At 57.4% G+C, this 18,473-nt stretch carries 29 protein-coding genes; 25 read left to right on the top strand and 4 right to left on the bottom strand.

The window, feature by feature from the left end:
- Window positions 1-104 precede the first annotated feature (104 nt).
- Entirely contained in the window at window positions 105-359 is a 255-nt protein-coding gene (locus tag VF694_RS09945) for a hypothetical protein (protein WP_440164232.1), read from the bottom strand.
- A 249-nt stretch (window positions 360-608) separates the two neighbouring features.
- Here VF694_RS09945 and VF694_RS09950 point away from each other — a divergent pair, with 249 nt between their 5' ends.
- Window positions 609-872: a transcriptional regulator gene (locus tag VF694_RS09950; protein WP_440164233.1), complete on the top strand. Its 264-nt coding sequence runs from the start codon at window positions 609-611 to the stop codon at window positions 870-872.
- 63 nt (window positions 873-935) lie between these two features.
- The gene (locus VF694_RS09955; RefSeq protein WP_440164234.1) at window positions 936-1,202 is read left to right on the top strand and encodes a hypothetical protein; all 267 of its coding nucleotides are present in this window, start codon (window positions 936-938) and stop codon (window positions 1,200-1,202) included.
- A gap of 243 nt (window positions 1,203-1,445) precedes the next feature.
- Here VF694_RS09955 and VF694_RS09960 read toward each other — a convergent pair whose 3' ends face one another.
- Window positions 1,446-1,610, bottom strand: a complete 165-nt coding sequence (locus tag VF694_RS09960; RefSeq protein WP_207874322.1) for a hypothetical protein — start codon at window positions 1,608-1,610, stop codon at window positions 1,446-1,448.
- Between the two features lie 33 nt (window positions 1,611-1,643).
- Here VF694_RS09960 and VF694_RS09965 point away from each other — a divergent pair, with 33 nt between their 5' ends.
- From VF694_RS09965 to VF694_RS09990, 6 genes are all read left to right on the top strand, one after another.
- On the top strand, window positions 1,644-1,955 hold the full coding sequence (locus tag VF694_RS09965; RefSeq protein WP_153229998.1) for a CII family transcriptional regulator: 312 nt from the start codon (window positions 1,644-1,646) through the stop codon (window positions 1,953-1,955).
- A 1-nt stretch (window position 1,956) separates the two neighbouring features.
- Window positions 1,957-2,388: a hypothetical protein gene (locus VF694_RS09970; protein ID WP_440164236.1), complete on the top strand. Its 432-nt coding sequence runs from the start codon at window positions 1,957-1,959 to the stop codon at window positions 2,386-2,388.
- Window positions 2,389-2,761: 373 nt separating this feature from the next.
- Window positions 2,762-3,589, top strand: coding sequence for a hypothetical protein (locus tag VF694_RS09975; protein ID WP_440164237.1), 828 nt, complete (start codon window positions 2,762-2,764; stop codon window positions 3,587-3,589).
- Window positions 3,573-4,241: a hypothetical protein gene (locus VF694_RS09980; RefSeq protein WP_440164238.1), complete on the top strand. Its 669-nt coding sequence runs from the start codon at window positions 3,573-3,575 to the stop codon at window positions 4,239-4,241. Before VF694_RS09975 ends, VF694_RS09980 begins: the two co-directional genes overlap by 17 nt.
- On the top strand, window positions 4,238-4,573 hold the full coding sequence (locus VF694_RS09985) for a DUF1064 domain-containing protein (RefSeq protein WP_440164240.1): 336 nt from the start codon (window positions 4,238-4,240) through the stop codon (window positions 4,571-4,573). Before VF694_RS09980 ends, VF694_RS09985 begins: the two co-directional genes overlap by 4 nt.
- Window positions 4,574-4,722: 149 nt before the next feature.
- Complete coding sequence (locus tag VF694_RS09990) at window positions 4,723-5,082, top strand: hypothetical protein (protein WP_257113422.1); 360 nt, start codon at window positions 4,723-4,725, stop codon at window positions 5,080-5,082.
- Between the two features lie 350 nt (window positions 5,083-5,432).
- On the opposite strand, the gene VF694_RS09995 is transcribed toward VF694_RS09990, so the two are convergent.
- Entirely contained in the window at window positions 5,433-5,813 is a 381-nt protein-coding gene (locus tag VF694_RS09995; protein ID WP_440164242.1) for a hypothetical protein, read from the bottom strand.
- A gap of 170 nt (window positions 5,814-5,983) precedes the next feature.
- Here VF694_RS09995 and VF694_RS10000 point away from each other — a divergent pair, with 170 nt between their 5' ends.
- From VF694_RS10000 to VF694_RS10080, 17 genes are all read left to right on the top strand, one after another.
- Window positions 5,984-6,610, top strand: coding sequence for a putative metallopeptidase (locus VF694_RS10000; RefSeq protein WP_440164244.1), 627 nt, complete (start codon window positions 5,984-5,986; stop codon window positions 6,608-6,610).
- A gap of 30 nt (window positions 6,611-6,640) precedes the next feature.
- Window positions 6,641-7,114: a DUF2280 domain-containing protein gene (locus tag VF694_RS10005; RefSeq protein WP_440164245.1), complete on the top strand. Its 474-nt coding sequence runs from the start codon at window positions 6,641-6,643 to the stop codon at window positions 7,112-7,114.
- Window positions 7,104-8,591, top strand: coding sequence for a phage terminase large subunit (locus VF694_RS10010; protein ID WP_440164247.1), 1,488 nt, complete (start codon window positions 7,104-7,106; stop codon window positions 8,589-8,591). The genes VF694_RS10005 and VF694_RS10010 overlap by 11 nt, the downstream gene beginning before the upstream one ends.
- Window positions 8,592-8,816, top strand: a complete 225-nt coding sequence (locus VF694_RS10015) for a hypothetical protein (protein WP_207307411.1) — start codon at window positions 8,592-8,594, stop codon at window positions 8,814-8,816.
- On the top strand, window positions 8,813-10,183 hold the full coding sequence (locus VF694_RS10020) for an anti-CBASS protein Acb1 family protein (protein WP_440164248.1): 1,371 nt from the start codon (window positions 8,813-8,815) through the stop codon (window positions 10,181-10,183). Before VF694_RS10015 ends, VF694_RS10020 begins: the two co-directional genes overlap by 4 nt.
- On the top strand, window positions 10,146-11,075 hold the full coding sequence (locus tag VF694_RS10025) for a phage minor head protein (RefSeq protein ID WP_440164249.1): 930 nt from the start codon (window positions 10,146-10,148) through the stop codon (window positions 11,073-11,075). Before VF694_RS10020 ends, VF694_RS10025 begins: the two co-directional genes overlap by 38 nt.
- Window positions 11,053-12,366 carry a hypothetical protein gene (locus VF694_RS10030; RefSeq protein WP_440164251.1) on the top strand — a complete coding sequence of 438 codons (1,314 nt, stop codon included), beginning with the start codon at window positions 11,053-11,055 and terminating at the stop codon, window positions 12,364-12,366. The genes VF694_RS10025 and VF694_RS10030 overlap by 23 nt, the downstream gene beginning before the upstream one ends.
- Window positions 12,367-12,369: 3 nt before the next feature.
- Window positions 12,370-12,813: a gp53 minor capsid family protein gene (locus VF694_RS10035; RefSeq protein ID WP_219236042.1), complete on the top strand. Its 444-nt coding sequence runs from the start codon at window positions 12,370-12,372 to the stop codon at window positions 12,811-12,813.
- A 15-nt stretch (window positions 12,814-12,828) separates the two neighbouring features.
- A complete protein-coding gene (locus VF694_RS10040) occupies window positions 12,829-13,920 on the top strand; it encodes a major capsid protein (protein WP_440164253.1) in 1,092 nt (363 codons plus the stop codon).
- A 10-nt stretch (window positions 13,921-13,930) separates the two neighbouring features.
- On the top strand, window positions 13,931-14,299 hold the full coding sequence (locus tag VF694_RS10045; protein WP_440164255.1) for a hypothetical protein: 369 nt from the start codon (window positions 13,931-13,933) through the stop codon (window positions 14,297-14,299).
- Between the two features lie 156 nt (window positions 14,300-14,455).
- Window positions 14,456-14,956, top strand: coding sequence for a BRO family protein (locus VF694_RS10050; RefSeq protein WP_125277541.1), 501 nt, complete (start codon window positions 14,456-14,458; stop codon window positions 14,954-14,956).
- Window positions 14,957-14,992: 36 nt separating this feature from the next.
- The gene (locus tag VF694_RS10055) at window positions 14,993-15,394 is read left to right on the top strand and encodes a DUF7370 family protein (protein WP_440164257.1); all 402 of its coding nucleotides are present in this window, start codon (window positions 14,993-14,995) and stop codon (window positions 15,392-15,394) included.
- The gene (locus tag VF694_RS10060) at window positions 15,394-15,711 is read left to right on the top strand and encodes a hypothetical protein (RefSeq protein ID WP_440164259.1); all 318 of its coding nucleotides are present in this window, start codon (window positions 15,394-15,396) and stop codon (window positions 15,709-15,711) included. The genes VF694_RS10055 and VF694_RS10060 overlap by 1 nt, the downstream gene beginning before the upstream one ends.
- 35 nt (window positions 15,712-15,746) lie before the next feature.
- Window positions 15,747-16,118, top strand: coding sequence for a hypothetical protein (locus tag VF694_RS10065; protein WP_440164262.1), 372 nt, complete (start codon window positions 15,747-15,749; stop codon window positions 16,116-16,118).
- A complete protein-coding gene (locus VF694_RS10070) occupies window positions 16,096-16,470 on the top strand; it encodes a phage tail termination protein (RefSeq protein WP_219236053.1) in 375 nt (124 codons plus the stop codon). The genes VF694_RS10065 and VF694_RS10070 overlap by 23 nt, the downstream gene beginning before the upstream one ends.
- A 9-nt stretch (window positions 16,471-16,479) precedes the next feature.
- Complete coding sequence (locus VF694_RS10075) at window positions 16,480-17,223, top strand: Ig-like domain-containing protein (RefSeq protein ID WP_440164263.1); 744 nt, start codon at window positions 16,480-16,482, stop codon at window positions 17,221-17,223.
- Entirely contained in the window at window positions 17,220-17,804 is a 585-nt protein-coding gene (locus VF694_RS10080) for a DUF6246 family protein (protein ID WP_440164264.1), read from the top strand. Before VF694_RS10075 ends, VF694_RS10080 begins: the two co-directional genes overlap by 4 nt.
- Here the strand turns inward: VF694_RS10080 and VF694_RS10085 are convergent.
- Window positions 17,801-18,460, bottom strand: a complete 660-nt coding sequence (locus VF694_RS10085) for a hypothetical protein (protein WP_440164266.1) — start codon at window positions 18,458-18,460, stop codon at window positions 17,801-17,803. The two genes, VF694_RS10080 and VF694_RS10085, sit on opposite strands and share 4 nt — an antisense overlap.
- Window positions 18,461-18,473: the final 13 nt, after the last annotated feature.

Consider the following 18,473-nt stretch of genomic DNA (forward strand, 5'->3'; position numbering starts at 1 on the left):
AAACTAGATTAGCCAAAAAATAAGGAGCCAAATGGCCCCTTGTCTCTTCCTGCTCAGTCCTTCTTACGTACAGCCTCCATGGGCTGGGTCACGTTTCCAGTCATTCACTTGCTCTCGTCTTTCTTCACGTCCAGGCCGAGTTGGGCGGCAGCATTCAGAACTGACTTTTCCAATTTGGTCCTGGCGCTATTGTCTAGGGCTTGGATTTTTCGCTCATCAAGCAAATCGAATGGCCAAGCAGCTCCGTCTTCGCTATCGCCGGTCCACATCTCTGCTGCCTTAATCGTCTGAGCGATCGAAGGGCTGAAGTCTTCGATATTTACGCCCAGACCAGACGCAAACCCCTTGGCCGCTTTCATATTCAAGGGCCTTCTGCCGTTCAAGTACTGCCACACAGCCCCCTGGTTGCCTATATCAAAGCGAGCCCCGAACTCCGCTTGTGAGAGAGACGTGCGTTCGTTGTATAGGCGTTTCAGACGCGCAGCGTCGTCTTGCGGGGTTTGGGACAGGGGTTTGCGTGTTTGCATTGGCGAAATATAGCAACGCTATTAATACGTGCAACTAGCATAGCTATTGATTCAATTTAATAGCGATGCTAGTATTTGCTCATGAACCCTATTGCTCACTACCTAAATGCGACTGGCCTGACTCAGGCTGAGTTCGCTCGGAGGATTGGCGTAAGCCAGTCTCAGGTCTATCAATTCCTGAACGATATCCGCCCAGTATCTGAAAAGGTTTGCGTGCGTATAGAGGAAAGGACGAATGGAAAGCTAAGCCGGAAGCATCTGCGGCCTCATGACTGGGCTGATATTTGGCCAGAGCTTAGGAAGTCTCCTCGTTGCCAGTTGGAAAAGGAGCGCGCCAATGTGTGATCCAGAAAAGCGAGAGCCGATACCCATCGGCCCGACTGACGTAATTACGAAAGGAGAGATCTGATGCTTAGCCAGCCACGCGGGGCGGTAATCGCCTCTTTGCAACTGACCGTCACGGACGAGTCCAGCCTGCGTGTTGATCTTGCGTTTCCGGGCGCCACCGCTGAAGCCAATCTGCTGGCTGAGCGTTTGTGCGGGGCGCTCAGCCAAGCAGCCGCTACTGTTTTGACGGATCTCGCTCCCATGTTTCTTCGTGCCCGCACGACTCGCAGCGCATGTGATCAAGCTTTAGCCCAGCAAAAGCGAACTCTGGATGATCCTCTGTGCTGACGACCTTCATTGTTCGTTCGTCGCACATAGGGCAGGGCTGCCCGGTTTTCGGACCGAGCTTCGCTTCAAGTGCGGCTACCCGCTTTTGCAAAGCCTCTACCTCGTTGGGTAGAGCGGTCAAGCGTTTCCAGACGGGTATGCGCTCCAAGGCTTTCATTACGTCTTCAAGTATGCCCACGGCCAATTCCTTTCAAAAAGTTTAGTTACACGCATCTCTAAGCATAGCTGATTGGAGTTGGCCACTTAATGCAGTTCATGAGTAGGGCAGGCGGGTTCATCTAGTTCCCGCGTGTCCTGCTCATCACACAGACGCGCAAACAGTTGCATGACGGTTTGCTGCGTTGGTTCTTCAAAAGTGCGCCGGGCGATGTCTTCTGCCTGGGTCAAGATTTTCTCGGTTTCGGTCATTTGATTGGCCCTTGTTTTATTTGGATGTATTCGATGAACACAGAAACAGTATCGGGCGAGCGGCGCGAAAGCACACGCAAGAACGGTGCACGGATTCAAGCACTGATCATGAGCCGACTTGCAGAGGTAACGCAGGCCCGTGCATCGGCTTGCATCGGCGTGGACCCAAGCACGGTAAGCCGCTGGGTGAAGGATGACCTGGAGTCAATCTGTCTTCTGTTGGCTTCGTTGGGTTTTCAGGTTTCTCGAACCACATCGATGGTGGTTGATCGGGACGAGCTCAAGTTTATGAAGCGCGTTGTGGCCAAGTACTTCATTGCTGAGCTTGAGCGAGAAGAGGACTGACATGCAAATCGTGAACAGCGACGAATCCCTGCAGCGCTTCATGGGCGATCTGAGGAATCAGTACCAGGCCCACCGCTACTTGCGGATTTCTATCAAGACCGGCAAGGCCCGCACATTGCCCCAGAACGACATTACTCATGTCTGGTACGGGCAGATAGCGCGGGAACTCCCCGAGGACGACGCCCTAGGCTGGCGCTGCTACTGCAAGCTGCACCATGGTGTGCCGATCATGCGCGCCGAGGATGAAGAGTTCCGCGGCATGTACGACGCGGTAATCAAGGGCCGCACCTACGAAGAGAAGCTCCTGATGATGAAGTACCTGCCGGTCACATCTCTGATGAGCCGCCGGCAGTTGAGTGCGTACGCCGAGGCTGTGCAGACTGATTTTCGCGATCGTGGCGTGTTTCTGGAGTTTCCGGAGGCGTCTTCATGAGAGCCTGGAACAGCACATTCAAAGCGCCGGCAAAGCCGATGGCGCGAAGCCCCTGGAAGAAGCGGGCGCCTAAGCGGCGGCCGGGCCGACACGACCAAGCAGCCCTGGACGCCTGCCGAGGGCAGCCGTGCTTCTTGGCTATCGACTGGGTATGCCTGGGGCCAGCCGGCTTCGACACGGTAGTCCCATGTCACAGCAACCAGGCCCGCCACGGCAAAGCTACGGGTCGCAAGGCCGACGACATTTACACCGTTCCAGGCTGCATGGCCTGCCATCGGTTCATTGATCAATCTGGCGCGCCCAAGGAGCTGAAGTTTTTGCTCTGGGATGCTGCCTATGCCCGTTGGGCGCCTATTCGAGATGGAGGGGTGGCATGAGCACGTCTATGCCGTGGTTCCGTATGTACACGGACTTTTTGAACGACCCAAAGATGATCGCCCTGGCTTTTGAAGACCAGCGCCACTTTATCGGCGTGCTGGCTCTGAAGAGCGACGGCGCGCTGGACCAGGACTGCCAGCCCGACTTGCTCGATCGCATCGTGGCGCAGCGTCTGTGGATTGATCACGCCATCATCCGCGAGGTAAAGAAGCGCCTGATGGCTGCCGGCCTGATCGACGCTGCTTGGCAGCCCTTGGCCTGGGATCGCCGCCAGTCTCGCTCGGACAGCAGCGCTGAGCGTACCCGTAAGTATCGGGAAAAGCTCAAGATTCAATCTGGTGACGCTGCCAGTGACGGTGATGTGACGTCACAGAAACGTCACAGTGACGGCCTAGATATAGATAAAGAAGAAGATATAGAAACAGATAAAGAACAAAAAACAAAACCGCGTGCACGCGCTGGCGCGCCTGCTATCGATTTTTCATCCTGGCCAGTTGAGCCCAGCCCGGAAGTGGTGGCCGACTACCTGCGCCACCGGAAAGAAATCAAGGCCCCGCTGACGCAGACCGCTGCGAACCGGCTGGGGACGGAGGCGCGTCGAGCCATGGCCATGGGCTACAGCGTTGACGACTTCCTGGCCGAGTGCATGCTGCGCGGCTGGCGTGGCGGCAAGGCTGAATGGCTTGAGCAGCGGGCGGCACCGGCTTCTGCCGGACGTGCGCCGACGCAGGCCCAGCGCAATGCCGACTGGACCGCACGGTTGTGGCAGGGCGCCCAGCCGGTTGAAAAAGACATGGGGGTGATTGATGCAACTGCAAACTGACCGCCAGCCTATGCCAATGGCGTGGGTCGACCGACTATTCATGCGCCTGTCCGTGATGTACGGCCAGCAGTTCGCGGCGCAATGGGCGAGCGTAGACGAGCAAGCCATGAAGGCCGCCTGGGCGCAGGACCTTGCTGGCTTCTCGGGCGAAGAAATCGCCGCAGGTGTGGAGGCGTGCAAGAGCCGCCGATACGTGCCAAACCTGCCCGAGTTCATGATGCTGTGCCGTCCGGCTCTAGATCCAGTGACCGCTCACGCGGAGGCCGTTCTGGGCATGCAGGACCGCAAGCGCGGAGAGCAGGGCGAGTGGTCGCACCCAGCGGTGTACTGGGCAGCTGTGAGAGTTGGCGCCCATGACCTGCTGAACCAAAGCTTTTCTGTGATCCGCGCTCGCTGGGAGAAAGAACTGCGTGAGAGTTTCACCAAGGGGGCATGGGAGCCTGTGCCAGCTCCGAGCTTGGCGTTGCCTGCGCCTGGCGCTGATGTGACTTGTAATGCAGAGGCTCAGAAGAAGATCGAAGCCATTGCCGCGCAATCACAGAAGCCCCGGAAGGATTCCAAAGGCTGGGCCCGAAAGATTCTGGACAACCAGAAAGGCCGCTCCCCAGCTGTGCTGGCCATGGCCCGAGCTGCATTGTCGGAGGCAGCATGAAGCGCAAGTACGGAAACCGCAAGATGGTCATCGATGGCCACACCTTCGATTCAAAGAGAGAAGCCGCCCGATACGGAGTGCTCAAACTGCTGGAGCGTACAGGGACGATCACCGACCTAGAGCTGCAGCCCCGTTTCGAACTGATCCCTAAGCAGCGCCGTGACGATGGAAGGCCCGAAAGAGCGTGTGAGTACGTTGCGGACTTTCGATACACGGACACTCGCACCGGCCAGACCGTAATCGAGGACGCCAAGGGCATGCGCACGCGGGACTACATCGTAAAGCGCAAGCTCATGCTCCAGGTCCATGGCATTTCTGTGAGGGAGGTTTGATATGTCATACCCAAGCTGGATGTACCAAGACCCGTCCAAACACGTGGACTTCGTTCGCCGGAAGCGGCAAGAGCACCAGGAGCGGCAGCCAGAGGCAAAGCGAGAGCGAGCGCGGGAAGGACTCAAAGCATTATTCGGGGAGGGCAGCCATGCAAAAACTGACCGGCGATGATTTGATCTGGAACTGGGCCCGCTGGTGCTGGTCGGGCGAGACGGTCGGGAACATGGAGCGGTACGTACCCTGGGAGGACGATTACCGCCCGATCAACCAAGACCACGCCCAGGCTGTGGATGCCTTGTACCAGCGCCTGCCGCGATACCAGGCCATGGTGGTGCAGGCCGAGTACACCCGCAAGAACTCGCACTTTGGCAACTTATCGGCATCCGAGCGCCTGGTGGTGGCTCGCCGGTGGATTCGCCAGATAACAGGAGCCATCTTGCGGGACGAGGATTACAAACGGCACCTGGAAGGATTCAGGGCCAAGGTAGAAAAGGAGGTGTTGCAGTGAAGTATGCGTCGGAGGTGATTGATCTGCTGGCGGCGTATCCGGGCCGAGAGTTTAGGATGGCTCAGATTGTGCGGCACGTTACCAGGGCAATGCCCGTGTCGGATGTGGAACGGCATGCTGTCCGAAAAGGTGTAGAGCGTGTTCTTCGCAGTCTTTGCGCTTCTGGCCAGGTGGAACAAACGAAGGAAGGGCCAACGTCTGCCTATTACTCGTGGTGTCGCAGTCTGCGACATGGAGTTAATGCAAACTGCGACGTTAGTTGCGACAATAGGCCTGTACAGTTGCGCCCATAAGATTTGAGCAGGCCCGCCGATCTTGCGATGGGCGGGCCTGTTAAATATATCTGGTGCTTAGATCGATTGTTCGTGGAAGTCCTCTTCGGCGCCTTCCTCCGATTCCTCACAGTCGAATTCTAAGACGTCAGGAAAAGCGTACTCGCCAGACTTAATGTCCGCGCGAAGACGGTGGTATCCAATGGCGTTAATGGAAGGCGTAGATTTCTCACGGACAAAAGTCAGAGCGTTTTTGATGTCCGTCGCCAAGCCAGTGACAGAAACTGGGTTGTTATTTGGGAAGAGATCGTATCCCTGCTGAATTGAAGCTGCTACAGCGAAGATGTCGGAAGGGGAAAAATTTTCACCATGGTCGATCTCGGTTTTCCGAATCTCTCGGGCTAACGCCAAGAGGCTGTTGTCAAGATGAGCGCCTGTAATGAGGCTTTCGTTAGGCAAAGTAGTCCCCTTTATAAGTTAGTGTAGTTTATGACTCGAGAAATCCAAATTGGGGCGATACACGAGAAATCAAGATAAGGGTTTCTACCTGTATATCAGAGGATGTGGGGCAGGTTTGACCGCATTTGTATGAGGTGCTCACGAAGCCTGGCTCATAGTGGGGGACGGCAATGATCCTTTTAGCAAGACCCTGCTCGCCTGATGATTTGGTTGGCGAGGACGCGCAACTGTTTCTAACGCTAAGACCCGCGCCAGAAATCGGCGAGTGGGTACAGCGAAACATCCTAGCTGATGACGGCCCCATCCATAACCCAGACCACTCCCATCTGATTGATGCTGATCTGTGTTTCCTGTGGGCATCAACAGCTTTCACAAAGCAAGGCCGCTCGGTTCTGGGGCAGTGTGAGCAAGTAATGTTCCGCGCAGGCGGGTGGCAGAAGGCCCGCCAAGAGCAACAGATGCGTGAATGGTTCGGCTATGTGCCGCAATTCATCATTACCCTGGCAGCCGATTACTGCTCCCAGTGCAGCGACATCGAGTTCTGTGCATTGGTTGAGCATGAGTTGATGCACATTGGCCAGCAGAGGGATGAATTCGGATCACCCAAGTTCGATAAAGAAGGATTCCCCAAGCTCTGCATGGTCGGTCACGACGTGGAAGAGTTCATTGGGGTGGTTCAGCGCTACGGCGCATCTCAAGATGTGCAGCGGCTGATTGACGCCGCCAAGGCAGGCCCATCAGTGGCAAGAGCCAACATCGCACATGCATGCGGCACCTGCTTAAAGGTTGCCGCCTAACATAGACACAGACTAGACGGATTTCACATTATGGCAAAGCTCAGTGAGGCCGCGCAGCGCTTCATTGTGCAAGCGCTTGCGTGCTACGACACGCCTACTCAAGTTGCAGAGGCGGTCAAGGAAGAGTTTGGTATCGACGTTCCACGCAACCAGGTGGGCCAGTACGACCCGACAAAGGTATCTGGCCGTCAGTTATCGAAGAAGTGGAGCGACCTGCTCCACGACACGCGGGAGCGGTTCCGTAAGGAAGTGGCAGAGATCCCGATTGCTGATCAGGCCTTCCGACTGCGCCAGCTTCACCGTATGGCAAACGAGGCGATGCGCCGTAAGAACATCGTCCTGGCTGCTTCCTTGATGGAGCAGGCGGCCAAGGAAATGGGCGGCATGTTCACCAACAAGCGGGAGCTGAGCGGCCCAGGCGGGAAGCCCATGGAACATAGAACGGTGGTGGTCGATGAAAAATCAGTCGCTGCCGCCGTCTCAGCACTTGAAGATGAGTACTGATGTTGAGCCTGATGTCCTGCGCCAAGTAGCAAAGGTCCGTTGTCAGGACGAGGGGCTTTTCTTTGCCCGGTACTTCTTCAAGCAGCGCACCGGTGGAAAGATGATCGTGGCCCCGCACCATAAGGTGATCCAGCAAACGCTTGATCGTGTGGTGGCTGGTGAGATTACACGCCTGATCATCAATGTCCCCCCTGGGTACACCAAGACTGAGCTGGCCACGATCAATATGATCGGGCGCGGCCTGGCGCTGAACAATCGCGCCCGGTTCATGCACCTGTCTTACTCGCACAATCTGGCGCTACTGAACTCAAGTACGGCGCGGGGCATTGTTAAGTCTCAGGCTTATCAAAGCATGTGGCCCATGATGCTGCGCGACGACGCGGACAGCAAGGCTATGTGGTGGACTGAGCATGGCGGTGGCGTATATGCGTCGTCCGCTGCCGGTCAGGTCACTGGCTTTCGAGCCGGGCACATGGAGCCAGGCTGGCAGGGGGCGTTGATCATTGATGATCCGGTCAAGCCTGATGATGCATACAGCGATACGGTGCGCGGCGGCATTAACGACCGATTCAACGAAACGATCAAATCCCGACTGGCGATTGAAACCACGCCGATGATTGTGATCATGCAGCGGATTCACTACCAAGACCTGAGCGGCTACTTGCTGCGTGGTGGGTCTGGGGAGAAGTGGCACCACCTGAATCTGCCTGTGATCATCGACAACAGCTTGCCGTACCCAGAAGAGAATACGCACGGCATCCCGATTGACCATGGCCTACCCGATGGCTGGCTCTGGCCCTTCAAGCACAACGAATCACACCGGACCGCGCTGTTTTCGCATCGACGAACGGCAGAGGCGCAGTATATGCAGCGCCCACGTCGATTCAATGCCGAGGGGGCGCTGTGGACTGAGGCGCTGATTACAGCAGCCCATGCTCTACAGATCCGGTATGAGCTTGTGCGCACGGTGGTGGCGGTTGACCCGGCCACGACTGCGAGTGACGAAAGCGACGAGACCGGCATTGTGGCGGCCAGCTCCTACGGGGCAGGCGACAACCGCCAGTATTCGGTAGATGGTGACTACAGCGGCAAGTACAGCCCGAATGGTTGGGCTCAGAAGGCCATCGGTGCTTACGAGCAGCACAATGCCGACGCTATCGTCATCGAGACGAACCAGGGCGGCGATATGGCTGAGTCCACGCTGCGTAATGCAGGATTTAAGGGCCGCATCGTCCGCGTCCATGCCAGCAAGGGCAAGTTCGCCCGAGCTGAGCCTATCTCAGCACTCTACGAGCAGGGCCGGGTGGCGCATAAAGGTGCTCTGTACCTGCTAGAAAACCAACTTATGGAATATGTGCCAGCAACGGCCAAGAAATCGCCTGACAGGCTTGACGCCATGGTCTGGGCGCTGACTGAGCTGGGCGGCACACAAGCCGTGGGCCTGATGATTCCAAAGCGCCTACTTCAAGGCAGATAAATGGCAATTTTTAATGTTTCAGCGCGAGACGGCAGCGTTTCGCTGGTTATCCGTGCACGCTGCATGTCCTGTGCGCGGCAATTGGCGGCTGATCGGTCGCCTGTGCATGAAAAGCGCTTGTGGCGTGATCCTGAGATGTCCAGTGTTGAACTGGTCGACCATCCGGAGCGCCTGGGCTATTTCAGCGAAGGCATGAACGGAATACTTAAGCGGATTACGACATGACGGTAAGCAATCTACAACTGGCGGTGAATCATGCTATGCATGACGCCGCGTTGGCGCGTGCCCGCATGAACCTGCTCAATCCTTTGGGCATGGGACTGGACGATAAGCGGGTTGCTGCCTGGTGTGAGTACGGCTTTAAGCAGAACCTGGACTTCCACGACTTCTACAAGCTCTATCGTCGAAATGGCTTGGCCAGCGGCGCGGTAGAGAAGCTAGCAGGGACTTGCTGGAAAACAAATCCTTGGGTGATCGAAGGTGACGAAGAGGATGAGTCCCGCAAAGAGACGGGCTGGGAAACGAAAGCGAAGCGAGTTTTAGCGGCCCGGTTGTGGCGTCGCTTTCGTGAGGCTGATGCCCGGCGCTTGGTGGGCCGGTACTCGGGTCTTGTTTTGCGAGTCAAGGACAGCGGCAAATGGCATGAACCAGTCAAGGGCGGCTCCAAGGCCCTTGTCGATGTGGTGCCGGTGTGGGCCGCAACGCTACGGGTATCAGAGTGGGATACCGATCTGTCATCAGAGAATTACGGCAAGCCCAAGTTCTGGAGCTATGTAGAGCAGAGCACAAACGGACAACCTGGGCGGAACATCAAGATTCACCCTGACCGCGTGTTCATCCTGGGTGACTACTCCGGTGACGCCATCGGCTTTCTGGAGCCTGTCTATAACAACTTCGTGTCGCTGGAAAAGGTAGAGGGCGGCTCGGGTGAGTCATTCCTGAAGAATGCAGCCCGCCAGCTCAACGTCAATTTCGACAAAGAGATCGACTTCAATAATCTTGCCTCGATGTACGGCGTGTCTGTCAATGATTTGCAGGAGCGCTTCAACGAGGTCGCGAAAGAGGTTAACCGGGGCAACGATGTGCTGCTGCCGACGCAGGGAGCGACGGTAACCCCGTTGGTCTCAGCGGTCCCAGACCCAGGGCCAACCTACAACATCAACCTGCAGACCATTTCAGCCGGCCTGGATATTCCAAGCCGCGTACTGGTCGGCAATCAACAGGGCGAACGCGCCAGCACCGAAGACCTGAAGTTTTTCTATGCGCGCTGCCAGTCACGCCGCATGGATCTGTCTTTTGAGATCGAGGATCTGGTTGACCACTTGGTGCGCATTGGCGTGCTTGATGCCACGGGCGAAAAGACAGTGATGTGGGATGACCTCATAGAGCAGACCTTTGCCGAGCGGCTGGATAACGCCGCCAAAATGAGCACGATCAACCAGACCGCTTTGGCGACGGGCGAGGAAGTGTTCAGCAACGACGAGATACGGGTTGCTGGTGGCTTTGACCCTAAAGACAGCGAGCCGTTAGAGGAAGGCGACGATAAGGACGAGGATGGCGACGAAACCAAAACCCCCGATCCTACCCCGTGACCTGCGTGACCCTACTGGCGTAGATGCGCTGGAGCGGCGTGCAATGCGCGACTTCAATGTGCGCATCAAGAAGGTAGCCAAGGCCTACCGCGCCGCGCTCGATGAAATACCGGCAGAGCCAGTGGTTAACCGGCGCTATCAGTTCCGGCTGGATACGTATCTGTTACGCACCTTGCTGGCCAGGCTGGATGCCATCGTTGCCGAGATCCTGCTGGAAGGGGGCGACGAGAACATCTGGCTCTTTGACCGGTACGTGGAGGTAGCCGCTACACGTGGCACGGCCCAGGTGTTCGCCAACCTGTCTCAGCAGTCCGCAGCGTACAGGGGCGGGCGCATCTCATTGCAAGAGATTCTACGCAGTGAGCCGCATCGCCGCCGTATGGCATTGCTTAGTGCTCGGGTAGCCGAAGAAATGAAGGGCGTTGTCGGCGACGTGAAGTCAAACATGACTCGGGTGCTGACTGAGGGGATAGGGCGCGGCCTGAATCCCCGAGAGGTAGCGAAGAACCTGACCGCCCAGGCCGGTATCGAGACACGGCGGGCGCATCGGGTTGCACGCACTGAAATCACCACAGCGCTCAGGCGTGCCAAGTGGGACGAGGCCAGCGATGCCGAGCAGGACTACGGCCTGCAAACCAAAGAGCTCCACTTGTCAGCACTGAGTCCCACAACGCGGGCCACCCATGCGGCCCGGCACGGAAAGCTATTCACGCGGGACCAGGTGCAGGACTGGTGGAGTCAAGACGGAAACTCAGTCAACTGCAAGTGCACGACAGTGAGCGTGATGGTCGATGACGATGGGAAACCTGTTGTGCCTTCGATCATTCAACGTGCGCAACAAGCAAAAACCAATATGGAGAAACGAGGCTATGCCTGGTCAGACACAGAATAGCGGGCCGATGCAGGTCAATGTGACCACGCAGGTCAACAGCCAGCAGATCCGTAAGATCACTCACAACGGACGAGAGCATTGGGTTTTGCCCAGCTACACGTTACCTGCCAACGTGATCATGAACGGCGGCTTGTACCCGGCCAGCGAGATCGATGCCCACTATCAGGGGCTGGAAGGAACGCTAGCACCGCTGGGCCATCCGCAAGTGGATGGTCAGTTCGTGTCGGCATTCAGTCCCGAGGGCATCAATGTCGGCCATGTGGGCGCATTCAACCGCAACGTGAAGAAATCCGGCAACCGCGTCTACCTGGAAAAGTGGGTGGATGTGGAGGTTGCTCAGCGCACCGAGGAAGGTCGGGCGTTGCTTGAGCGCGTCGAAGCTTTGGAGCGAGGTGACGATGTGCCGCCAATTCACACCAGCGTAGCGGTGTTCCTTGAGCGCCTGCAGGCCAACGAAGAGCAACAGGCGGCAGGGGCCCAGTGGGTCGCCAAGATCAAGAGCATGGACCATGACGCCATCCTGATGGATGAGGTGGGGGCGGCTACGCCGGAGCAGGGCGTTGGCCTCATGGTTAATGCAGATCAGGCCAAACCCTTGCAGGCCAATTCGGGCGCACTGGTGGGCGAATCGTTCCGTGAAAAGGAACAGCGCCTAGATCGCGCTGCCAAAGAGCGCTTTGCTCAGGGCACCGACGAATACGCCTGGGTGGCAGACTTCACCGACAGCCAGGCGGTGATCGTTCGCAATGGTGGCCAGGCCGAGGTCTATGGCTACAAGACCGAAGCCGGAAAGGTCGTCTTTGACGATACCGGCGCCACCGTGGTGCGCCAGGAATCCTGGGTCGCCATGGTCGCCAACAGTTTCAAGAAAGCAAAAGACAAGATTTTTTCCCCGCAGGCCCGGCCTGCAGTCAACATACAGGAGGGCGAAATGCCTCTGACTCCCGAAGAAAAGGCCGAGCTGACCAGCGATATCAGTAAAGTCGTAACTGCCAATATTGGCCAAGCCGTGGCCGACGCCATCAAGCCGGTTTCCGATGCCGTGACGGCACTGCAGGCCAACCACAAGGAACTGGCCGATCAGCTGACCGCCAATGCCAAGGCCGAAGAAGCCGAGAAGCGCAAAGCCGTGGCGGCCGCGCATGGCGATATTGTCGCCAACGCCTTGTCGGGCGAAGCCCTGGACGCCATGCACAAGTCCCTGGGCACTGCTGCGCCGCTGGGCGCCGGCCACATCCAGGCCAATAGCAACGCGCTGACTGCTGATGTCACCGCACTGCCGCAGGAGTAAGCCATGAGCCGCTACCGCCGCATCAATATCGACGGCAAGTCCGTCACCGAAACCCGTGTGGCTGCCGCTGCGCTGCTGCCTGGCACGTTCGCTGTGATCGATGCCAATGACAAGTTTGCCCAGGCTGTCGCAGCCGTGGGTCGGGTCTACGTCATCAACAGCGCCTATCACCAAGGTCTGGGCATTCGTGACGTTGTGCCTGCAGGCGATTCTGCCGTGGGTGACTACGTTGAAGAAGGCCGCGAGCTGGCCGTGCTTTGTCCGGCTGGTACCTACAAGAAGGACTCGCCCATCAAGGTCGGCGCCAATGGTCAGGGTGCCATCGCCACCAGCGACACCGACACCGTGATCGGCTACAGCCAGGATGAAGCGGTGATCACCTCCGGCCAGACCGACTTTATCCGCGTACGCATGCGTGTGGGCACTGTGGCTGCGCCAGCACCCTAAACAGGAGAACAAGACATGTTTCTGACTCAAGCCGCGATTGCGGCCAATCCCCGGCTGCTGGGCCATTTCCAGGCACTGCAGGCCAACCGCAATATCTGGAACAACCAAGACGCTGCGCTGATCCAGGCCAACCGCGCCGTCATGACGCCTGAAATGCTGCAGGCCAACGCGCTGGCGGGCCTGGGCCGCGAATTTTGGCAGGAGGTGGACCGCCAGATCGTCACCTTCCGTGACCAAGAAACCGGCATGGAAATCGTCAATGACCTGCTGGCCGTGCAAACGGTGCTGGACATTGGCAAGACCGTGAAGTCGTACAACATCGCTGGCGATATCGCTGATGATGTGTCGATCAGCATCGACGGCCAGGCTCCGTACTCGTTTGATCACACCGAATACGATAACGACGGCGACCCGGTGCCAATCTTCACTGCAGGTTACGGGGTGAACTGGCGCCATGATGCTGGCCTGCGTACCGCTGGGATTGACCTGGTGCTGGACTCCCAGGCCGCTAAGTTGCGCAAGTTCTATAAGAGTATCGTCAGCTATGTGCTGAGCGGTTCCGAGCGAATCCGTGTGGATGGCAAACCCGGTCAAGGCCTGAAGAACCATCGCAATACGGTCAAGTTGAACCTGGGCAGTGGTGTCGGTGGTGCGAACATCGATCTGACCACGGCTACGCCGCAGCAGATCATCGAGTTCTTCACCAAGGGCGCATTCGCTCAAGCAGCGCGCAACAACAAGGTCGAGGCCTACGATGTGCTGTGGGTGTCGCCCGAGATTTGGGCGAATCTGTCGCAGCCGTACCTGATTCAACTTGGTACTGGTGGCGGCACCGTTGCTGGCTCCGTTCTGGATGCGGTCAAGAGCTTCATTCCTGCCCGCTCGATTCGCCAGACGTTTGCATTGTCCGGCAACGAGTTCATCGCTTATCAGCGCCGTCAAGACGTTGTTTCGCCTCTGGTCGGTATGGCCGTCGGCACCGTGCCGCTTTTGCGCCTGCGCCCGCAGGACAACCACAACTTCCAGATCATGTCGGCCATGGGCTTGCAGATCAAGCGTGACGGCGACGGTAAGTCCGGCGTGCTGTACGGCGCTGACCTGGACTAAGGGGATGGGGATGGCTAAATATCAAGTCGTTCGTGCTTGGCACGGGGTAATCGTTGGTCAGGTAGTAGAGATGGAGAAGGTACACCCATCTCTCAAGGCCAACGTCATCCCATTGACTCAAGTTGCGCCAGCCTCCGATGAGGCCGGCGATCTCCTAAAGCAGGCCCAAGCGGAGATTGATGCGATGCGCGAACGTGCCCAAGCTGAGCTTGCGCAACGCGTGGAAGAAGCCAAGCAGGAGGCCCAGGCCGAGGCTGACCGCATCATCGGTGAAGCAACCGCCGAAGCTGAGCGTATCAAGCAAGAAGCACAGCAGAAGGCCGGGGAGTTGACCCCAGCAACGCCGGATGCGGGTAGCAAGCAGACCAAAGCCAAGTAACCGCCATCCAGGCGGTTTTTTTATGCCCGTCTGTTCGGGCAGGCGCTTCCAAGCAGCCTTAAATCGGTAGGTGCCGAGCCTGAGAGGGTGGAAGAGCTTTGAAAAGTCCGGGGCTGCCCATTGCGGGCGGCCCTTTTCTTTTCGGAGAACGAAACGATGAAAGAACTGATGTTCCAAAACCAAACCATTCGTCTGATTGAGAAAGACGGAAAGCACTGGGCCAGCGCAGCAGATATAGCGCGGGCGCTGGGGTACAGCCGCGCTGACTCTGTGACGCGCTTGTATGACAAATATCGGGCGGAGTTCTCGGAGTCGATGACGCAGATTGTCGAGACCACCAATCCGGTGTTCTCGGACAACTTGGTCATGCGGTCGCGAGTATTCAGCCTTCGTGGAGCCCATCTGATTGGCATGTTTTCCCGCACAAGCAAAGCACAGGCATTTCGGCGCTGGGTCCTTGATGTGCTGGAGCAGCACCAAGCCGCACCATCACTCATTCAGGAGTGGTTTGAGGCCAAGGCTGCACTCGATGCGCAAGACCGATTTGCCAGCCTGTGCGGCCGAGGGTTGAGCGAACATAAACGCCGCAAGCCGCCCTTGGTAACGCGGGTGAATCAAATATCTGAACAAATGCAGCCATCGCTGCAATTGAACTGACCCGGCCAAGCGCCGGGTTTTCTTTTTGGGGGTTACATGATTACCGCTGAGCAAGCCCAGCAATATCTGGCCAGTCAAGGGATCAGCAAAGTCCCTGATTTCATCTTGGCCGCCTGGATTGAACTGGTAAACAGCATCCAAGGGTGCCTAGACGAGCATTACACGCCAGCGGTAGCGCTGCTGATCCAGTCCTATCTGTTGGCCCTCATGGCTTACGGGCAAGGGGATAAGTACATCAGTAGCCAAACTGGCCCGAGCGGCGCGTCCCGCTCCTTCCGGTATCAAGGCTTTGCCGACCGGTGGCGCGGGATGCTTGGGTTGCTGCGCGGCCTAGATAAACATGGCTGCGCTACTGGGCTGATTCCGCCTGATCCTACAGTCCAGGCTCATGGTGGCCTGTGGATTGCCAAGGGTGGCTGTCATTCTGGGGGGCGTTGATGAGCGAAACAGCTAACTGGAGCTATACCAACACCGCCACCGTGAAGCCCTATATAGGCACGGACGAGTGGGGCGGCAGCAAATACGGTGAGCCATACGAGATCGCCTGCACATGGGCGGCTAAGTCGGAACAAATGCGGGACTCGCTGGGCGCGGAGTTCGTCACGCGCAATCAGATCTACACCGAGGACAAACGGCCGCGCTTTCTGGATCTGATTCAACTCAATGGCTCGACTGAATGGCAGGAAATCCGAGCAGTAACAGGCTGGGATATGTTTTTCTTTGAAGAAGAGCCTGACTTCTTATTGGTGACGTGATGGCAGTCCGGGGAATCAAGCAGGTTAAGAACAACATGCGCAAGCTCCAGGCCGAGATCCAAGGGCGCAGGACGGAGGCTGCCGTGTACGCGGTCCTGTCTCAAGGGGGGGCGGCGGCTGCCACGATGACGCCGGTAGATACCGGTACGTTGATTAACAGCCATTTCGTGGAAATCAAAGCTGACGGCGACAAGGTGACAGGCCGAAACGGCTACAGCGCTGAGTATGCCGCTGCTGTCCATTCAGCGCCTGGTGTGCTCAAAGGCCAAGACCGTCCTGGAAACCAGGGCCAGTATTGGGACCCGAACGGCGAACCTCACTTCTTGACGGCAGGCTTCGACCAGATCGCCGCTGACGTGCCGCGCATTTTAAGGAACGCATACCGTGCTTTTGATCGACGTTCGTAACTGGGTAGTGGCGGCTCTGCCAGCAGATTACTTGGCAATGTTCTCATGGGTCGAATCATCCAGACCCGAGGATGCCGCCAGCCGCTACTGCATCGTCCAGCAAACAGGCGGAGCTGGACCCGTTGTTGAAACCCGCTATCCACGATTTCGCGTGGTGCTGCTGGGTAAGCGCAACGACCGCAGCGACGCGCAGAAGGTCATGACAGACACCGAGGTGCTGCTACAGGCCGCAATGGGCGATGCCGTGCCATGCGGTGCCGCCAGTATCCGAGCAATTACCGAGCCAGTCGGCCCGGGGTTCACCACAGAAAACCGGGCGTGGGCTCAGGTTGATTTTGAGATCATTATTTAGGAGGGCCTGATGGCTACCTGCAAGAATCAGAAATTTGTTGGCCGTGTGGCCATTTTGGAATATGCCATTGGTTGTGGCGATGTGATGCCCGCCGCGGCAGACTGGAAACGCTTGGGCGCCATGCGCGCCAAAGAGCTAACTATCGAATGGGAAACCACCGATGCGACGGCTGATGACTCCATTGGCGCATTGCGTGAGAACCTAGCCACGTTCCAGACCCTGAGCGTATCTGGCGATGGCGTGCTGAAAGTAGCCGGTACCGGTGCTGCTGCCTTGATCGCGCTGACCAAGCACGTCATTAAGCCAGAAGCAACGGGCGGTGAGCCAGTGGCCTGGATTCGTCTGACGTTCCCAGACCTGACGTTCACCTTCTTTGCCATCGTGACGAATATGTCGCGCTCTGCGCCTTATGACGATGTGGCTACCTATTCGTTTGAGGCCAGTGCAACGGCCAGTGACTTCGGCTTGATGGTGGAAGATACGCCAGATCCTGACGCTCCAGCCGTGGATACGGTGGTGGTTACCCCAGCCACTGCCAGCATTGCCGAAGGCGCAACCCGTCAACTGGCCGCTGCGATCACGCCCACCGGTGCGGCCCAAGGTGTTATTTGGTCGTCCTCGGATACCGACACAGCAACTGTCTCCCAGACCGGGATGGTCACCGCCGTAGCCGCCGGTACCGCAACGATCACAGCAACCAGCACGGCAGACTCGGCTAAGAAGGGAGAGTGCGCGGTTACGGTGACCGCATGATGATCCTTACGGATGTCGGTGAAGTCGGCGTCCATGTGGGCGATCGGGTGCATATCCTGCGCCCGTCGCTCTATGCCATGTCGCAACTGGGCGAACCGCGGGAAATCGTGGAGCTCTACGCCGCGGTCATGGGCGAGAATCCGACGCTAGCCGATTCGCTGGCCGTGGTGTTCGCCTGCTCCGAGGATGATCTGTCCGATGTGTTTGGGGCCTGGGTAGAGCAGGGGGATAAGTCGCACTACCAATCCGGCCAGGTTGAGCCGGAAACCATTGTGCTTCTGGCGCGCTGCCTACTGAAGCACGGTGTCACTGGAGCGCTGCCGGAACTGCCCAGGCCGGCAGATCAGGAACCCGAGTATGCGCAGGAGTTTGACGCCCGGGCGCATGTATCCATGGCCATGGCCCACCTTGGCGTCTCGGAGCGCGACGCTTGGCAGATGACTATGACAAGTCTCGTGGGAGCTCTGCGGGCCAAGTTCCCGCCTACGCAGAGCGACGCGCCAGGGGCAAGGGCGCCGAGCAAGACAGAAATGGAGGAAGCGCTGGCCTGGCATGACAAGGTTGTCGCAATGCGAGGCTAAATGTCATCTGTCTCTCGCCATTCAGTTTCGACCTGAGCATAGGCGTCGGGATTAAACCGTGGGCATAGGAGTTTGTTATGTGCTACGCCTGCCGCATGAATCTGGTCAGGGATGCTTGCTGGATGTCCACGCTCGATTTTCATATCGCGTAGCAACAATCTACAGGGAAAAGCGAAGCGACGAATACCGACTGTTTTGGTCTTTATTGGGCGGCTTCCTTCTACGATGGAGACTATGTTCCGCATAGAAGGAGGCGCTTCCGGGTCGTCGATTATTGAAACGCAGTGAGCTAATGGGTTGCGGCATTGTGCTGATTGTATGAAGCAGTTGAGTGTTTCAGTGACTTCATACCAGCGTTTTGCACGCACGCCATTGGAGAATATCATCACCCCCTTCCACTCTCCGACGCGCTGAATCAGGGCAACAGCGGTCTGTGCGTCTTTGGTGGTTTTGTCAAATAGAGCAATGTTCATCAAGGTATCGCCGATATTGGCCACCTTGAATTGACTTGCGTGCTGCGCCAAAGAAAGTGCTGCTGAATAGTTCTTGGAAGTGCTTTTTGGAAACGCGACCATCACCATGTAATTCATTGATTCGCTGGTCGGATCTACAGCTATTGGTTGCGTATTTGAAATAGTTAGTTCTAGTTTTGTCATGCGAATCTCCTGG

Source organism: Alcaligenes sp. Lyrl_28 (genome assembly GCF_051948705.1).
In the GTDB taxonomy this organism is placed as follows: Bacteria; Pseudomonadota; Gammaproteobacteria; order Burkholderiales; family Burkholderiaceae_B; genus Alcaligenes; species Alcaligenes ammonioxydans.

Coding starts and splice junctions, on each gene's coding strand:
- VF694_RS10005 (WP_440164245.1), top strand. CDS start 6,641: ATGGCAAAGCTCAGTGAGGCCGCGCAGCGCTTCATTGTGCAAGCGCTT.
- VF694_RS10050 (WP_125277541.1), top strand. CDS start 14,456: ATGAAAGAACTGATGTTCCAAAACCAAACCATTCGTCTGATTGAGAAA.
- VF694_RS10025 (WP_440164249.1), top strand. CDS start 10,146: ATGGCGACGAAACCAAAACCCCCGATCCTACCCCGTGACCTGCGTGAC.
- VF694_RS10035 (WP_219236042.1), top strand. CDS start 12,370: ATGAGCCGCTACCGCCGCATCAATATCGACGGCAAGTCCGTCACCGAA.
- VF694_RS10085 (WP_440164266.1), bottom strand. CDS start 18,460: ATGACAAAACTAGAACTAACTATTTCAAATACGCAACCAATAGCTGTA.
- VF694_RS09970 (WP_440164236.1), top strand. CDS start 1,957: ATGCAAATCGTGAACAGCGACGAATCCCTGCAGCGCTTCATGGGCGAT.
- VF694_RS10010 (WP_440164247.1), top strand. CDS start 7,104: ATGAGTACTGATGTTGAGCCTGATGTCCTGCGCCAAGTAGCAAAGGTC.
- VF694_RS09990 (WP_257113422.1), top strand. CDS start 4,723: ATGCAAAAACTGACCGGCGATGATTTGATCTGGAACTGGGCCCGCTGG.
- VF694_RS09975 (WP_440164237.1), top strand. CDS start 2,762: ATGAGCACGTCTATGCCGTGGTTCCGTATGTACACGGACTTTTTGAAC.
- VF694_RS10030 (WP_440164251.1), top strand. CDS start 11,053: ATGCCTGGTCAGACACAGAATAGCGGGCCGATGCAGGTCAATGTGACC.
- VF694_RS10045 (WP_440164255.1), top strand. CDS start 13,931: ATGGCTAAATATCAAGTCGTTCGTGCTTGGCACGGGGTAATCGTTGGT.
- VF694_RS10060 (WP_440164259.1), top strand. CDS start 15,394: ATGAGCGAAACAGCTAACTGGAGCTATACCAACACCGCCACCGTGAAG.
- VF694_RS09965 (WP_153229998.1), top strand. CDS start 1,644: ATGAACACAGAAACAGTATCGGGCGAGCGGCGCGAAAGCACACGCAAG.
- VF694_RS10065 (WP_440164262.1), top strand. CDS start 15,747: ATGCGCAAGCTCCAGGCCGAGATCCAAGGGCGCAGGACGGAGGCTGCC.
- VF694_RS09985 (WP_440164240.1), top strand. CDS start 4,238: ATGAAGCGCAAGTACGGAAACCGCAAGATGGTCATCGATGGCCACACC.
- VF694_RS09950 (WP_440164233.1), top strand. CDS start 609: ATGAACCCTATTGCTCACTACCTAAATGCGACTGGCCTGACTCAGGCT.
- VF694_RS09960 (WP_207874322.1), bottom strand. CDS start 1,610: ATGACCGAAACCGAGAAAATCTTGACCCAGGCAGAAGACATCGCCCGG.
- VF694_RS10015 (WP_207307411.1), top strand. CDS start 8,592: ATGGCAATTTTTAATGTTTCAGCGCGAGACGGCAGCGTTTCGCTGGTT.
- VF694_RS10080 (WP_440164264.1), top strand. CDS start 17,220: ATGATGATCCTTACGGATGTCGGTGAAGTCGGCGTCCATGTGGGCGAT.
- VF694_RS09945 (WP_440164232.1), bottom strand. CDS start 359: ATGAAAGCGGCCAAGGGGTTTGCGTCTGGTCTGGGCGTAAATATCGAA.
- VF694_RS10075 (WP_440164263.1), top strand. CDS start 16,480: ATGGCTACCTGCAAGAATCAGAAATTTGTTGGCCGTGTGGCCATTTTG.
- VF694_RS10055 (WP_440164257.1), top strand. CDS start 14,993: ATGATTACCGCTGAGCAAGCCCAGCAATATCTGGCCAGTCAAGGGATC.
- VF694_RS10000 (WP_440164244.1), top strand. CDS start 5,984: ATGATCCTTTTAGCAAGACCCTGCTCGCCTGATGATTTGGTTGGCGAG.
- VF694_RS09955 (WP_440164234.1), top strand. CDS start 936: ATGCTTAGCCAGCCACGCGGGGCGGTAATCGCCTCTTTGCAACTGACC.
- VF694_RS10020 (WP_440164248.1), top strand. CDS start 8,813: ATGACGGTAAGCAATCTACAACTGGCGGTGAATCATGCTATGCATGAC.
- VF694_RS09980 (WP_440164238.1), top strand. CDS start 3,573: ATGCAACTGCAAACTGACCGCCAGCCTATGCCAATGGCGTGGGTCGAC.
- VF694_RS10040 (WP_440164253.1), top strand. CDS start 12,829: ATGTTTCTGACTCAAGCCGCGATTGCGGCCAATCCCCGGCTGCTGGGC.